The sequence below is a fragment of the Candidatus Magnetominusculus dajiuhuensis genome (genome assembly GCF_046044395.1).
GTDB lineage: Bacteria > Nitrospirota > Thermodesulfovibrionia > Thermodesulfovibrionales > Magnetobacteriaceae > Magnetominusculus > Magnetominusculus dajiuhuensis.
The window spans coordinates 10,770-27,348 of record NZ_JBJUSG010000037.1 but is presented as its reverse complement, the minus strand read 5'-3'; the positions used below and the strand labels follow the sequence as shown (position 1 = coordinate 27,348).

The window sequence follows — 16,579 nt, the reverse complement described above, 5'->3', positions numbered from 1 at the left end:
CATATTCTGAGGCATAAGGACAGATTCCGGACAAGCCGGAATGACAAAAATAAATCTGGAATGACAAAAATAAATCTGGAATGACAAAAATAAGGGAGGCAATTTATAGTGCGATTGCCCTGACAGTTGCCGTAAATGAATTGACAGAGCCTGAAGGTAGGTGATACACTAAGGTGATGGAAACCAGAGATTTCGACTTGACGGAAATAATAAACGGAGAGGAAATCATGGGGCCAAGTCCATTTGACAGGCATCAGGATATTGTCTTTAATATAGCTGACGTCATACGCCGCCATGTCAGGGCAAACAATTTAGGAAAGGTATATTTATCCCCCCTTGACGTTATCTTTGAGGAAGGGATTAACCGGTTTCAGCCCGACATATTGTTTATCAGAAAAGAGAATATGTCTATTGTCCAGGGCTGGATTCGCGGTGTGCCGGATATGGTTTGTGAGATAATCTCTCCATTGAGCTACGAGAGGGATACCGAGGTCAAGAAGGCTATTTACGAGAAATACAGGGTGCCCGAGTACTGGATAGTCATGCCGGAGCTTCAGGAGGTTCAAATCTTCACCATCGAAGGCGATAAGTATAAGTTACATTTCTTTGCGGCATTTGAGGGTGTGGTTACGTCTAAAGTCATAGAAGGGCTTCAGGCCGCAGTCCATGACATATTTTATTAACACATGGTAAGGCATACGGGGTGTTGCAAGGGTGAATGTCAGCGGGGTCGGGATGATTGTCCCGCTATAACGCGGAGTTACATGGGAGGTACTTAATATGAAGGCTATAAGGGTGCTTATTTATCTTTCGGCAGTATGTTTGTTGGTAATTGCTTCGGGCGTTTGGGATAACTCAGCAAGGGCCGCCGCGGCAAAGGACCCTATGCGCGGGCAGCCTTTTAGTGACCCGGCGAAGGTCTATAGTATGTCCCCCGAGTGGATGAAGCAATCCATAAAGTATGAATCATGGGCGGAGGGGGCCGACCTGGCCCTCGCCCTTGACCAACAGATATATCCGGCGGTGCTGCCGCTGGTCAGGGAATTCGAGAAAAAGAACGGCCTCAAGATTGCCGTTGAAGAGGGGACATGCGGTATAGCGGCAGGTGCGGCGGCAAAAAAGACGGTTGATATATCGGCCATGTGCTGCCCGCCCGGAGAGGCCGACCGCCTGCCCGGCCTTCGCTATCACACGATGGGAATTGCCGCGCTGGCTATAATTGTAAACAAGGAAAACCCAGTTTCAAACCTTTCGCTTGCCGACGTGCGAATGATATACAGGGGGAAGATACATAAGTGGTCAGAGTTGAAAACCCCATCCGGCGCCCCCGGCCCGGACACCGACATAAGGCCGGTTGTGAGGCTTCACTGTAAGACAAGACCGGGTCACTGGTGCCTGATTCTGGGAAAGGAAGACCTGTTCAGCCCCAAGGCGATGGAAGTAGGCTCTATTCCCAATATGCTCTCTCAAATCGCCGCGCTCAAAGGCGCCATAGGATACGAAACCCTCTGGATGGCAAACACCTATGGGGCAAAGGATAAGTTTAAATTTTTAACTATTGACAGCATATCCCCGCAGGACGACGCGGCCGTCGCCTCTGGAAAATACACCACGTACAGGACAATGAATTTCACCTCATGGGACGACCCGAAACTGGCTAAACCAACCGCGAAGAAACTTATAGAATATATACTGTCCAATCTGGACAGGGTTGACAAGGGATTCGCGATTATCCCCGCACCGATTCTACGCAAGGCCGGCTGGAAATTCACAGGCGACGAGGTCACAGGAGAGCCTGATTGATGGCTCCACACACATATAACGTATGCGGCTCAGGGCAATCGCATTTGAAAAATAAAGCGGAAGATGCCTATGCAATCGTTTCGGCTTTGTCCCTTGCCGTCATTCCGGCTTGTCCGGAATCTTCCCTTTAGTGGGAGTTTCATGATGATTGTGCATATTCTGAGGCATAAGGACAGATTCCGGACAAGCCGGAATGACAAAAATAAGGGCGGTGACAAAAATAAGAGAGGCAATTTCTTATGCGTTTGCCTTGGTATGCGTCTGAGGCAATAAGCTATGTTTAACAGGATTTCACTGACCTTAAAGATGGTAGTTATCACTGTGGCCGTCAGCGTAGGGCTAGGCGCGGGACTTGGGTATTACAGTACCAGCCGCCTTGCGGACTCGTTAGACGCGCAGCTGCAGGAGCGGCTGGCCAGACGCGCAGTTGCTGACCGCGCCAAATTCGACACTTATGTAATTGGTTTTCATCAGACCGCTGTCCTGCTGTCTAAACAGCACTCTATTGTCAATTATGTAAAGGGAGATAAGTGGAACAAAAACAAATCGATAATAACGCAGGAGGAAATCCCGCCGTGGCTGCCTGGCACTGCCGTGCTTAGACTTATTGCCGATTTCACATACGCCGCTCTATTCGATGCCGAAGGCAATCCCATGGAGGTATTCACCGTGGATTCGGAGCCGATTCCCTCCGCTTTGTTAGGCAAGAGAGGGGCGCTTAACCAGATGAGCCGCGGACAGGCCTTTTTAACTATGCTCGACGGTGTGCCATATATAATCGCGTCAGAGAAAGTTACAGACGAAACAGATAAAACGCTGGCAACACTAATGCTGGCACACGCATTAGATGATCAATTCCTCTTGTCCATTGATAGCTCCGGCAATATCATTGCCCTGATTATGGGAAAGGAACCGGCAGTCCTGGCAAGCAATGATCCTGATGCAATTGCTCCCGGCACGTTGGTCTCGTCACTCAAGGGGAAATATATTTTCACAGGGAAATCCTTCCTTGACTACGGCGAGACAGACGTGAAAATGATGTTTGCCTCCATGATTTCCACAAGTTCGGTCAAACAGTTGAGAAGTGAAATAATGGGAACTCAAATTCAGGTTGGGACGGTTGGGATAGCCGTTTTGGTTTTATCTGTTACGCTGATAATGTTCAGGATTACAAGGCGTATAGAGAGGTTAAGCGCCCACATTTCCATATTTTCAAAAGAACAGCTCGGCCTTGACACAACAGAAGACCTTAAGGGCGACCAATTGTCGGTAATGGAAAAACGATATGAAATCCTCGTGGATGAGATAACCGCCTCACGAGACCGCCTGATGAGTAAAACAGAAGAGCTGACCATAAGCGAAGCCCGTACCCGCGCTGTCGTGGATAACGTCCCTACCGGCATTATAGTTGTAGATATCCACGCCATGATTATGTCTATGAACCCCGCTGCGGAGGCCATATTCGGTTATAAATTCTTCAATGGAATGGATTTGAGTTTCTTTGATATGACGACAGAGCCATACTGGGAATTGCTCTTATCGCTTTCTGTGACAAAAGAATTAACAGTATCCGAGGTAGTCGGCAAACGAATGGATGGCACCATGTTTCCTGCTGAGGTAATGGCAAACTACCTGGAATTTGGAGATGAAAAAATAATAATCGTCATAGTAACAGACATCACAAAACGCAAACAATACGAAGAGGAAATCAGACAGGCTCACGAAGAGCTTGAGGCAAAGGTAAGGGTAAGGACGGCGGCGCTGACTACAATCAACGAGCAGTTGTCGGATGAGGTCATGCAGCGAAAGCGTGCCGAGGAGATAAACGCCCGCCATCTCGACATACAGAAAACAATAAGCCTGGCGCTGGACATTGCCCTTGAGTCTATTGCGCTTGATACTCAACTGGAGCGTATAATTCACCTGATACTGTCCATCAAATGGCTTTCTCTCGATTCAAAGGGATGTATCTTTTTATTCAATGACAAGACCGGCCAACTGGACATGAAGGCACAGCTTGGCCTCTCCGGCAAGATACTTGAGCTATGCCATAACGTTCCATTAAACAAATGTATATGTGGCAGAGCGGCGGCAACGAAGGAAATCATTTTTACTGACGCCCTTGACGGCCTCCATGATGTAACGTACCCGGGCATATCGAATCACGGCCACTACTGCGTGCCTATACTTTCAGGCAGCGATAAGACGCTTGGACTTCTCAATCTCTATGTGAAAGAGGGCCATATCAGCAATGATACAGAGATAGAGTTTCTCCAATCCATGGCCAACACACTGGCCGGCATTATAGAGAGAAACCTGACCGAAGAGAAACTCAGGATGTCCGAGGACCTGTTTATGACTTTTATGAGAAACAGCCCGTTTGCCGCGTTTATGAAAGACGAGGCCGGTAGATACGTCTATGCAAACGACAATTTCAGAAATATAAGCCACATGGAGGCAAAAGACGTAATAGGAAAGATGGACAGGGATATTTTCCCTGCGAAATTGGCCACAGTCTTGCGCGGCCATGACGCTGTCGTGCTGTCAGTCAATAAGACCGTTGATATGGTAGAGACGTTTCCTCAGGATGACGGCCCGCATGAGTGGCTGATAATAAGGTTTCCAATAAAAGACCCTTCGGGAAACATGTTTATTGCCGGCAAGTGTATAGACACGACCGCCCATAAGCGCGTAGAACAAGCCCTGAAAAAAACTGAAGAAAAATACTATAATATAATAAACAGCACGTCGGAGGGTTTTATTGAGTTTGACCGTTCATACGAGATAACCAGTTGCAATGACGCCCTGGTAAAAATGCTTAAAACGGCGAGGGGAAGGGTAATCGGCAGAAGCGTCCTCAGCCTGGTGCATCACGCCGAGTACGAGTCCTTTAGTCATGTGTTGGGCGATTTGGGGTGGGGGATTGGGGTTGCGGCAACAGTTACGATTGTAGCCGATGACGGCGCGTTCCTGCACACGCGCATAAACGCCACCCCTGTAAAAGACGGCATGGCAGCCTGGGCGTTTGCCCTTATTACGGATATAACCGAACTCGTAATGGTGAAGAACTCACTTTCAAAATACGCCGAGGAGTTGAAACGCAGCAATCAGGAACTTCAGGACTTCGCAAGCGTTGCCTCCCATGACCTTCAGGAGCCGCTGCGTAAGATAATCGCCTTCGGAGACAGGCTACGTTCCAAGACCGAGGCAACCCTCACCGGAGATGCCGCAGACTACCTGCAAAGAATGCAGGGGGCGGCTGCCCGTATGCAGCGCCTTATTGAAGAGCTGCTGAACTTTTCGAGGATAACCACTCGCGCCAAGCCATTTTTGCCAACCGACCTGAATCTTATTATGCAGGGCATTGTCTCTGACCTTGAGGAGCGCCTTATGCGCTCCGGTGGACGCGTGGAGTTTGATGGTCTTCCTGTTATTGAGGCAGACGCTATGCAGATGCACCAGTTATTTATGAATCTCACGGCCAATGGGCTAAAATTTCACGCAGAGGGCGTTGTGCCTGTTGTAACGGTAAGGCTTACCAATAATCTCATAGAGAATTCTATAAAATACTATGAAATCGCGGTCACTGACAACGGCATCGGCTTTGATATGAAATACATAGATAAGATATTTAAACCCTTCCAGCGGCTTCATGGCCGTGGAGAATATGAAGGGACGGGTATGGGATTGGCTATTTGTGATAAAATAGTGAAGCGCCACGGCGGACTGCTGGCCGTAGAAAGTGCACCGGGTGCGGGCACGACTTTTACAGTGCGGTTGCCGGAAAAAAGAGAATCACAATGAGACGGGGGACAAAGGATTGAAGACAAATGGAAAGACCATAGAGCCATTTCAAATTCTCCACGCCGATGACGACGAAGACGACAATATCCTGATAACCGACGCCTTCAAAGAAACCGGCCTCAACGCCAGAATAACATGGGTAGAGGATGGTGAGAAGCTACTTGATTATTTATCGAAAAGGGGGCATCCGGATTTGATACTCCTTGATCTGAACATGCCAAGGAAAGATGGGTTTGAGGCCCTGCAGGAGATAAAATCTGATGCCGCCATGAGACCTATTCCAATAATAGCAATGACGACATCCGCCTCGAAAGACGACATACAGCAATGCTACGACCTTGGCGTAAATTCGTACATAAAAAAACCTGAGAACTTTGACCGCCTGCTTGAGGTCGCCAACATAATCTCGAAATACTGGTTTAGCGCAGTCGAGCTTCCCGAAAAACCCGAAAAAGAGGATATGGGAGATGCTTCGCAAATAGGCGGTCAATTGAGTAAAGATATTAATTAAGGAAGCAGATATATATAATGAAAGAAATGAAAGAGATGAAGGTATTGCTCATTGACGACGACGAGGAGGATGTCCTCCTTGTAAGGGATTACTTAAAGGAAGGTTTTAAGAATATTTCCCTGAAGATAGTTGATGTGCGGACATTTCCCGACGCGATAGAACAACTGCTCACCGGCGGTTTTGACGTCATAATCGTGGACTATATGCTTGGGGAGGCGGACGGCCTTGAGGTAATCGAACGGGCGCGTGTAGAGGGAATTACCACGCCTATTATTTTTCTCACAGGCCATGGGGACGAGGAGATAGTGCTTTCGGCGATGAAAAAGGGTGCCAAGGACTATCTGAATAAGTCGCGCATTACAACCGAGCTGCTCTGCCATTCAATCATGAGCGCGGTGAGGCTTGGGGAAATGCAGGCGATGCGCCTCGACGCGGAGCGTGCCCTCAGAGAATCAGAGATGAAGTACAGGACATTAGTTGCGTTTTTACCGGCCATCGTGTGTGAGATGTCAAACGAAGGCATTATCAGTTTTCTGAATGACTCGGCGGCTAAAATCCTTGGCGTTGCTTCAAAAGAACTCATTGGCAAGGCATGGCGGGATTGTTTTTTGACGCCCTCAGAAGAAAATGCCGTAGACGAAGATTTCTCCCGCAATCTGGCAAAGTTCTATAACATCCTATCCCTTTGCAACATAAACAATCTTGAGCTGAAAACCAACATGGGAGGCAGTGAGGACAAGTACATAAACTGGAACTCAACGTGCCTGTACAGAGACGACGGCTCCCCCAATAGTATCATATGTGTCGGAACTGATGTTACTGAGGTAGCGGTATTGAGGGAAAGGCTCCATAAGCTGTCCATCGTGGACGAACTTACCGGCCTCTATAACCGCAGGGGTTTTTACGCCCTCGCCGAGCAGCAGTTCAAAATAGCCGGTCGGTATAACAAGCAAATGATGATAGTATTTTTAGACCTTGACGGCCTGAAACTTATAAACGACACAAGGGGACACAAAGACGGCGACGTTATAATAAAGGCGGCGGCAGACGTATTAAAAGACACATTCAGAGAGGCGGACATTATTGGGCGCATGGGAGGAGACGAGTTCATCGTCCTCGTCTCAAGGATGGGGGACGAGGTGGAAGACACAATCAGAGCGCGTCTTGCCGCCAACGTCAGGAACTATAACCGCTCCCACATTGAAGACAATATGACACTGTCTCTAAGTACAGGGATAACCATCTATAATCCAGAAAAACCGGCCACGCTGGATGAGTTGATAGCCGAGGCAGACGCCCTGATGTATAAGGACAAGGAAATCAAAAAGGCGGGGCGGGCAAACATCGCGTAAAATACCGGTAAAATAACAAGTTCCCCTTTAATTGCCTATGCCGTTAACTTCGGTAGAGGGTTCTCTGGATTCCTGCTTTCGCAGGAATGACAGACAAGACAGGACAGGACAACAGACAGGACAGGATGAATGAACACATAGGTATGTCATTCCTGCGAAAGCAGGAATCCAGTTTTTGATTAATGGAACGAACTGTACAGGCAATGACAATAATATGAAAAAGAAGAAAAGGCTCAGGCGCATAAGATGGCATTTTGAGTACTGGGCGGTGCGGTTAATTTTTTTAGCGGCAGGGGCGCTGCCCATACGCGCAATGCACTCAATCGCCGCATTTTTAGGCACTCTGCTCTTTATCTTCGTCCCTAAGAGGAGGCGCATAGCCGTGGAGAACATCGCCCTGGCCTTCCCGCAGATGTCACCGCGGGAGGTAAAAGAGACCGCCGACAAGAGCGCGGCGTCGTTTTTTCTCACATTTATGGAAGGCATAAAATATCGCTCCCTGCTGACGGCAAATGACCCTGCCCGATTAATAAGAGAATCATACCCTGAGCTTGAGGCCCTGTTTATCAAGGCGAAGGACGCCCACGAAAAGGCAAACGGCTGTATATTTGTAACGCCGCACATAGGGAATTGGGAATTTCTGCCATATATAAGTTCTGCCGTCGGTATTGCACTTGTGGTTGTGGTGCGTCCGCTTGACAACCCCTATTTAGAGAAATTAATCTACGCCAACCGCGCTGAAAGCGGCCAACTGTTCATAGCGAAGACCAACGCCATGTTTACCCTTCAGGAGACCCTGAGAAAGGGCAAATCAATAGGAATGCTGCCCGACCAGAGCACGGCGAAGGGGGTTGCCATTACGTATTTTGGCAGAACCGCAACGGCCACGCCTATTCCTGCGATGCTTGCGGTCTTATATAAACGACCCATAGTGGTAATCGCGTGCTGCCGAAAATGGAAGGAAGGGGGTTTTACGGGCTACGTAAGCGACCCAATAACACCGGCAACAGGCTACGAAAGCGAGAAGGCCGAGATAATCAGATTAACGCAGGCCACAGCCCACACAATGGAAGAAATAATCACTCAGTTTCCCGACCAATACCTCTGGATGCACAACCGTTGGAAGACATATAAAAAGCAAAACCTGTGGGCGAAGGACGCGGTTGCCGACAAAGCGGGTACTATGGTATAATCGTTCCTTGAATTATGCTATTCCCTGATTTGGATAGATAAATGTATTACTGTATTATAGAAAATGTGGTGCCGTTGTCAATTAATCTTCTTTTAGAAGATAAGGGCAGATATCAGCAGAAAATGGAATCTTATAAAGCGGTGATAAAAGGAAAAATGGAAGACTATAATGCAAGTATCGAACTATATCATCCTAAAGATAATATTTATGGCATTTTCTATTATTTTTATAGAACTGTATCGAAATATGATAAAAAGAAACATAGTAAACTTGATACTGATAACATTATTAAACCTATATGGGACAGTCTGAGAGGCCTCCTTTATAAAGACGATAATCAGTTAAAATTTGTAATAGGCGGCTCCCTTAATATTTCATATATACATTATAACAACACTATTGACTTTAATTTTGACAATGATGATTTGCTGAAAACAATTGTTGACCCCAGATATAACCATATTATTTATATAGAATGCGGATATGTAAAACATCATAATTTTATAGATAGACTGGAGATGCGTGATGGTAATAAAGCATAAATATACAAAAAAGTATTTACATGATATTGCGATCGCGCAGCTATATGACGAATATGAAGCAAAAGGCTACAGTGTAACTAAAGAACATATGATTGGTGGTTATAGAGCTGATCTTGTTGCACAAAAGAACGGTGAGACTCTTGTTTTTGAAGTTACGACTGGTTCATTGACTCAAAAGGGAAAAGAAAGGCTAAGGTCACTGAGTGCATATGTGAATTCGCAGGCAGGACATAAGTTTAAATTTATTTATTCGCCACCTCCGCGAGAGAGAACTATTGATATTGAAAATATTGAAGAAATATTAACTACTGAAATGATATATAACATGCCAGATGAGCTTAATGCGTTATCGCCCCACCCAGCAATAGAGGAAATATATGATGTTGATGTTAATGAAATAGACATAGGTAAAGACGGAACTATTTCATTAAAAGGCACTGGTACTGTAAGTGTAGAACTTCGATATGGATCTGATTCAGATAATAAAAAAGATATGGGTCATATAACATTTTATTCTTTTCCATTTACATTCTCATCAAAATTAGAGCATAAAAACAGAAAGTTAGATACTAAAAATTTAAAGATAAAGATTGATACATCAAAGTATTATGAATAACTGATATCTATATGAGTTTAATCGTTGCCGGTCTTGGGCAGTGCAGCCTTGATTATCTGACCTTTGTGGATGCGTTTCCCGTGGAGGATAAGAAGTGTGAAGTATCGCCGTGGGTTATCGAAGGCGGCGGGCCGGTTGCTACCGCCCTCGTTGTGTTAAGCCGACTTGGTGTTAAGACGAGGTTTGCGGGTGTTACCGGCGATGACGAGGTGGGCGTGAGGATTAAAAACGGCCTCATCTCCGAAGGCGTTGATATATCGCATATGCTCACTGAAAAAGGCGGGTTTTCACAGACCGCCTGTATAATAATAAACAGAACAACCGCCAGCAGGACAATCCTCTGGTCGCGTGCCTCAAGAGACGACTGTAACATTGCTGAATCGTTCCTTAATGGTGCGACGATCCTTCATCTTGACGGCCTCATGCAAGAAGCGTCAATTAACGCGGCACAGATGGCAAGATCCCTTGACGTCCCCGTCATGCTCGACGCCGGTTCGGTGCGCTCAAAGACGCATGAACTCCTCCCGCTTTGCGATTATGTGGTGTGCTCAGAGGAGTTCAGTAAAAAATATGCCTCAAGCCACGAAGAGACCCTCCTAAGACTTACCGGCTTAGGTGTTCGGTTTGTCTGCGTTACGCTTGGCAGTGATGGGAGTCTGGCCATGGCACCGAACGGCCATATATTTCATCATCCGGCATATGATATTGAGGTGGTTGATACCACAGGGGCGGGTGACGTGTTTCACGGCGGCTGTATCTATGGTATCTTAAATGGCTGGCCGCACGAAAAAACCATTCGTTTTGCCACGGCCATAGCCGCGATGAAATGCCTCAGGATGGGAGGCAGGGCAGGAATCCCCCGCACCCTGGAGGAAATCAATGGATTTATGTTCACCACACCTCTTAAGCACGGCTGAGAAGCTCTTTCCATAAATTTATTTAATAAGATATACTACGGGGGAAAGGTGCCGCTGTCGGCGGCAGGACAGTCAACTCGGTATAATGGGGGCAAAGATATGGGGACAGGCAATCGGGGCATATCAAAGGGGATAATATATGCCGTATTAGTGTTGTTATTTGCGATTTTTGTTCTTAACGAGGGCGTATCTGCCGGTGAGCGCGCCGTAGTGGAGCAGTTCTCCCCTCAGGGCACGGCCAAAGGCGTAAGGCAGGTTACCGCCCGATTTTCAGAGCAGATGGTCTCCTTTGGCGACCCGCGCGCCGAATCCCCCTTTGATGTTGATTGTGCGGCGAAGGGCACCGCCAGATGGGTTGACACAAAGAACTGGGCATACGATTTCGACAAGGACTTACCCTCCGGCCTTCTCTGTACGTTCACGCTGAGGCCATCTGTAAAAACGCTGTCCGGCGCTGCGGTTGAAGGTGATAACAGTTTTAAATTTTCAACCGGCGGGCCGTCTATTATCGCCTCCGACCCTTCGGACGGCAGTGTCGCACTTGACGAAAGCCACGCCTTTGTCCTCTATCTTGATGGCCAGCCGGATGAGACCTCAATACCTGAGCATGTCCACTGCACCGTTGACGGCATAAACGAACGCATAGGCGTCACCCTGATTCAAGGCAAGGACAAGGAGGATATACTCAAAGCTGCCAACTCATTCAGCGACAAAAAAGTTCCATTAAAAAACATCGTAGCCATTGCGTGCAATCGCGCCTTTCCATCGGGGAAAAATGTGAAAGTAGTATGGGGCAAAGGGGTGAAATCCAAAAGCGGCATTGCCTCAGACATAGACCAGGTGCTGCACTTCAAGACGCAGAGGGCATTCACTGCCACGTTTCAATGCCTTAAGGAGAGGGCCACATCAGGCTGCATTCCCATTGCCCCTATGAAGCTCTATTTCTCCGCCCCCGTTGGTAAAAAGGCCGCAAGCCAAATCGTTATAAAAAGCTCCGATAAGCTCTACAGGCCAAAACCTGACGCCGATGAGGGAGAAGACTCAGGATATACCAATAGTGTAATTTTCAACGGGCCATTTCCCGAAAGTACATCGTTTAGCGTTGTGCTTCCTGATGGTTTAAAGGACGAGACCGGAAGGGCGCTCTCAAACAGTGCCAAGTTTCCAATGAATATCAGGACTGACGCCTACCCGCCTCTGGCAAAATTCGCCTCGCGCTTTGGAATTATCGAGCAGAAGGCCGGTGCCCTGTTGCCAATTACCGTTAGAAACATCGAACAGGAGATAAAACTCTTCCTGCTCAATCCTGATGCAAAGGCAAAGGCTGCCGAAGCCAAAACAAAAGAAGCCGTCACTGGAAATATAAAGAAGATTCCGGCAGGCTCACAGGAGGAGATAATAAAATGGCTGAAAAAAACAGCCTCCTCCGTGCGCGAAAAGCCGCTGCTTAATAAGGCCACAGGCGTGAAGGCATTCACCCTGCCAAAGCCGGGCGGCACAAAGGCGTTTGAGGTAATGGGCATTCCATTAGCTGGTACGGGGTTTTATGTCGTAGAGGTGGAAAGCGGCATCCTTGGCCGCCATCTCCTTCCGAATCAACGCCCCATGTACGTACAGGCAGCGGCACTGGTTACAAACCTCTCCACTCACTTCGTGTGGGGCAGGGAGGCCTCAGCCGTATGGGTAACGACACTTGATAAGGGTGAACCGGTCAACAACGCCGACGTCACGCTTCGTGACTGCACCGGCAAGGCCATATGGCAGGGCAAGACGGCCGAGGACGGCATTGCGAGGATTAATCAAACACTGCCCTCTGACAGCGGCCTCCCCTCCTGCCGTGAAAAACTAAACTGGGCTGAAAACTCACAGGTTCTTAATGACGTAACATCGGGCATCTTTGTCTTTGCCCGGACACGCGACGACCTCACATTCTCCCATTCGTCGTGGTACAAGGGCATAGAGCCGTGGCGCTTTAAACTGCCTGAATCATATGGCGGCACCGAGGGCACAATTATTGCCCATACGGTCTTTGACCGCACATTGCTGCGCGCAGGGCAGACCGTGCACATGAAACATATCATAAGAAAACACTCAATCAACGGTTTTGAATTTGTACCGGCGGGCGAAATGCCCGAAAAGGCCGTTATCGTTCACAGCGGCTCTAACAGGGAGTTTCCATTCCCATTGAAATGGCTCGACAACGGGGCGGCAGAGATGAACTGGGCAATCCCTGAACAGGCGGCTAATGGCCGCTACGAGGTGTATCTTATTAAAAAGGCGAAACCCTACGACAGGAGGATACTTTCTGGCCAGTTCAACATAGAGGATTTCAGGGTGGTGATGATGAAGGCGGCAGTTCAGGGGCCGACATCGCCCCTTATCAGGCCAAAAGAGGCAGGCCTCGACATAACGGTCTCATATCTTTCGGGCGGCGGCGCGGCCAACTTGCCGGTCAAACTGCGCGCTGAACTTCAGCCTAAGGAAATCTCAATGTCGGCGGCGGAAGGCTATACATTCTCTGGAAAGGCGGTACATGAGGGAATTGAGACTAACGCCAATCAGAGTGACAGTATAGAGGCGGAAGGCGAGGGCGACGATGAGGGCGAGGCCGCTCCCACAGGGGATAATAAACATATCAAGCTTCAGACTATCGAACTCAATCTTGATAAGAACGGCACGGCTAAGGCCGCTCTAAAGGATATTCCAGAAATAAGCATCCCGCACGACATCCGGGCGGAGCTTGAGTTCCCTGACCCTAACGGCGAGATTCAAACCGTTTCGTCAAACATTCCGGTCTATCCCTCGTCGCTGTTGGTGGGAATAGACCCGTCAGACTGGGCAGCGTCGAAAGACTCCCTCAGGTATAAGGTAATCGTATTAGGCATTGACGGCAAGCCGCGGCCAAATACTCCCGTTGAGGTTGATATTTTTAAGAAGAAGACTTATTCCCACAGAAAACGTGTGGCGGGCGGGTTCTATTCTTACGAAAATGTTGATGAGATAAAGAAGGTTGGACGCCACTGCTCCGGCAAGACTGATGAAAAAGGCATATTATTCTGTGAGGCACCCTCACCGGCCGTTGGCAGGATAATTATCCAGCCAGAGGTAAAAGACGAAGGCGGTAGAGTGGCGTTTACTAACAGCGAGGTCTTTATTGCGGGCAAAGAGGATGTGTGGTTTGAAGGTGGAAGTGATGACCGCATTGATATTCTTGCCGGGCAGAAAAGATATGAAGTCGGCGAAACGGCAAAGTTTCAGGTAAGAATGCCCTTTAAGGAGGCCACAGCGTGGATAACCGTTGGGCGCGAAGGCGTCATGGACACATATGTAAAGACAATCACCAGAAACGCGCCGGTTATTGAGATACCAATCAAGAAAAACTATGCCCCGAATGTTTACGTATCCGCGCTTGTCATAAGGGGCCGCATTGATGACGCCAAACCCACTGCCCTGTTTGATCCGGGAAAACCCGCGTTTAAATTGGGTATTACGGGGATTGATGTCGGCTGGCGGCCACATGAGCTTAAAGTCACTGTTACTACGGATAGGCAAGTTTATAAGGTGAGGCAGGAGGCTAAGACTAAAATAAAGGTGCTTGACCCCGACGGCAAGGCACCGCCCAAGGGCAGCTCAGTAATCATAGCGGCAGTTGACGAGGGGCTGTTGGAATTAAAGCCAAATCTAAGCTGGAAGCTGCTTGAGGCGATGATGAGCAAAAGGCCGTATGAACTAAAGACCTCGACCTCACAGGCGGTAGTCATAGGGAAGCGGCACTTCGGGCGTAAGTCACTCCCACAAGGTGGCGGTGGCGGCAAGAACGTTACCCGCGAGCTGTTTGACACGCTCATCCTTTGGAAGGCAACCGTTATGCTTGACGAACAGGGCGAGGCCTCAGTGAATGTTCCACTGAACGACTCGCTTACCGCTTTTAAGATTGTTGCCATTGCCACGGGCGGCCCAGGGTCTTTCGGCACGGGTGACACGTCTGTCAGGACTTCTCAGGATTTGATGATATTTTCGGGTATTCCCCCTCTTGTGCGCACCGGCGACAGGTTTATCGCTGGTTTTACGGTAAGAAACACCACCGAAAAGTCCATTGACGCCCTCGCCGGGCTATCAGTAAGGGGCAGCGACAACATCACGAGAAAGATGTCTCCAGTAAAAATTACTGTGTCGGCAGGACGTTCTGAGGTTTTTAACTGGCAGATAGATGTACCGCTTAACGTCAATTTGCTGGTATATGAAATGGCGGTAAAAGGTATCTCAGAAGACTCGCTGCGTGTACAACAAAAGGTAGTTAACGCCGTAGATGTGAGGACGTATCAGGCAGAGCTGCGGCAGATTGACGCGCCATATGCGGTTGCGGTTGAAAGACCTGCAGATGCCTTACCAAAGCTTGGCGGGATTGATGTGTCGTTCAAGCCCGGGCTTGGTGAGGGTTTGACAGGTGTAGATTATTATATGGCGCGCTATCCATACTCGTGTATGGAGCAAAAGGTCTCAAAGGCAATAGCCCTCAGAGACACAGTGATGTGGAATGGGATTAGGGCAGAGCTGCCGAACTATCTCGACAAAGACGGCCTCGTAAAATATTTCCACAACATGAGGACCGGAAGCGAGGTGCTGACATCTTATATTCTGTCGGTTTCCCATGAAGCAGGATATGATATAGCACAGGAGACGAAGGACAAGATGATAGCCGCTTTAATATCTTTTGTAACTGGGAAGATAACAAGGGGAACTCACCTTCAGACAGCCGATTTAGTCGTAAGAAAACTCTCGGCCATCGAGGCCCTCTCACGCTACGGCGCGGCAGACCCCGCAATGTTGGCCTCAATAACCACTGACCCGGCGCTGCTTCCAACATCAGCGCTTATTGATATTGTCAACATTCTAAGACGTGTCGCCGGTAAAGATAAGAGGCTGAAGGCGGCCATTGATACTCTGCGTACGAGGCTCAACCTGCAGGGTACGGTGATGAGCCTGTCAACAGAAAAGATGGACAACTTATGGTGGCTTATGGCTACGCCGGATACAAACGCTGTGCGCCTTCTGCTGACATCCCTATCCATAGAGTCATGGAAATCGGATGCGCCTAAGATAGCCGCAGGAGCAATAGGCAGGATGCGGCACGGCCACTGGGACAGCACCGTGGCAAACGCATGGGGTGTGCTGGGCGCCCTTCGCTTCTCAGCAAGATACGAATCAGTTCCCGTAAACGGCGTAACCACCGCTCAATTGGACAACAAAACATTTAACACCGACTGGAGAAAGACCCCAAAGGGCAGCGTTGGCAGGTTTGACTGGCCTGACAATAAGAAGTCGGCACTGAGTGTTTCCCACAACGGCATGGGAAAGCCCTGGGCTACTATTCAAAGTCTCGCGGCTATACCCCTAACAAAACCATTGAGCAGTGGCTTTAAGATAGAAAAGACCATTACGCCAGTCTCGCAAAAGACAAAGGGCAAGTGGACAAAGGGCGATGTGTTTACGGTTGATTTAAAAATAGATGCCCAGTCAGACATGACATGGGTTGTGGTAAATGACCCCGTCCCTGCAGGCTCAACGATTCTAAACAGGGGGCTTGGGCGGGACTCAGCGCTGCTCACGAAAAAGAAACAACAATTTACAGGCGCGTGGGAGGCATATAAAGAATTCACATTCGAGGGCGTAAAGGTGTACTATGAATACGTGCCCAAGGGCAGCTTGTCAGTCTCATACACCGTAAGGCTGAATAACGACGGCGTATTTCAGATGCCTACCACAAGAGTAGAAGCACTGTATAATCCAGAAATGTTTGGCGAGATACCTAATGATAGGATGGAAATAAAAAAGGATTAAC

Annotated in this window: 10 protein-coding genes; all 10 read left to right on the top strand. The window is 48.4% G+C overall.

Annotated features, from left to right (window positions below):
* Positions 1-176 precede the first annotated feature (176 nt).
* Positions 177-683: a Uma2 family endonuclease gene (locus AB7D94_RS07000; RefSeq protein ID WP_420265032.1), complete on the top strand. Its 507-nt coding sequence runs from the start codon at positions 177-179 to the stop codon at positions 681-683.
* Positions 684-780: 97 nt separating this feature from the next.
* Positions 781-1,803 carry a substrate-binding domain-containing protein gene (locus tag AB7D94_RS06995; RefSeq protein WP_420265029.1) on the top strand — a complete coding sequence of 341 codons (1,023 nt, stop codon included), beginning with the start codon at positions 781-783 and terminating at the stop codon, positions 1,801-1,803.
* Positions 1,804-2,079: 276 nt separating this feature from the next.
* Entirely contained in the window at positions 2,080-5,607 is a 3,528-nt protein-coding gene (locus tag AB7D94_RS06990; RefSeq protein ID WP_420265028.1) for a PAS domain S-box protein, read from the top strand.
* 16 nt (positions 5,608-5,623) lie between these two features.
* Positions 5,624-6,118 carry a response regulator gene (locus AB7D94_RS06985; RefSeq protein ID WP_420265027.1) on the top strand — a complete coding sequence of 165 codons (495 nt, stop codon included), beginning with the start codon at positions 5,624-5,626 and terminating at the stop codon, positions 6,116-6,118.
* A 17-nt stretch (positions 6,119-6,135) separates the two neighbouring features.
* On the top strand, positions 6,136-7,470 hold the full coding sequence (locus AB7D94_RS06980; protein WP_420265026.1) for a diguanylate cyclase: 1,335 nt from the start codon (positions 6,136-6,138) through the stop codon (positions 7,468-7,470).
* A 214-nt stretch (positions 7,471-7,684) separates the two neighbouring features.
* A complete protein-coding gene (locus tag AB7D94_RS06975; protein WP_420265025.1) occupies positions 7,685-8,662 on the top strand; it encodes a lysophospholipid acyltransferase family protein in 978 nt (325 codons plus the stop codon).
* Between the two features lie 74 nt (positions 8,663-8,736).
* Complete coding sequence (locus AB7D94_RS06970; protein ID WP_420265024.1) at positions 8,737-9,204, top strand: RusA family crossover junction endodeoxyribonuclease; 468 nt, start codon at positions 8,737-8,739, stop codon at positions 9,202-9,204.
* Complete coding sequence (locus tag AB7D94_RS06965; protein ID WP_420265023.1) at positions 9,188-9,820, top strand: pPIWI-associating nuclease domain-containing protein; 633 nt, start codon at positions 9,188-9,190, stop codon at positions 9,818-9,820. The genes AB7D94_RS06970 and AB7D94_RS06965 overlap by 17 nt, the downstream gene beginning before the upstream one ends.
* 11 nt (positions 9,821-9,831) lie before the next feature.
* The gene (locus AB7D94_RS06960) at positions 9,832-10,737 is read left to right on the top strand and encodes a PfkB family carbohydrate kinase (protein ID WP_420265022.1); all 906 of its coding nucleotides are present in this window, start codon (positions 9,832-9,834) and stop codon (positions 10,735-10,737) included.
* A gap of 99 nt (positions 10,738-10,836) precedes the next feature.
* Positions 10,837-16,578 (top strand): alpha-2-macroglobulin family protein, encoded by a 5,742-nt coding sequence (locus AB7D94_RS06955; protein ID WP_420265021.1) that lies wholly within the window; start codon positions 10,837-10,839, stop codon positions 16,576-16,578.
* The last annotated feature ends 1 nt before the right edge of the window (position 16,579 follow it).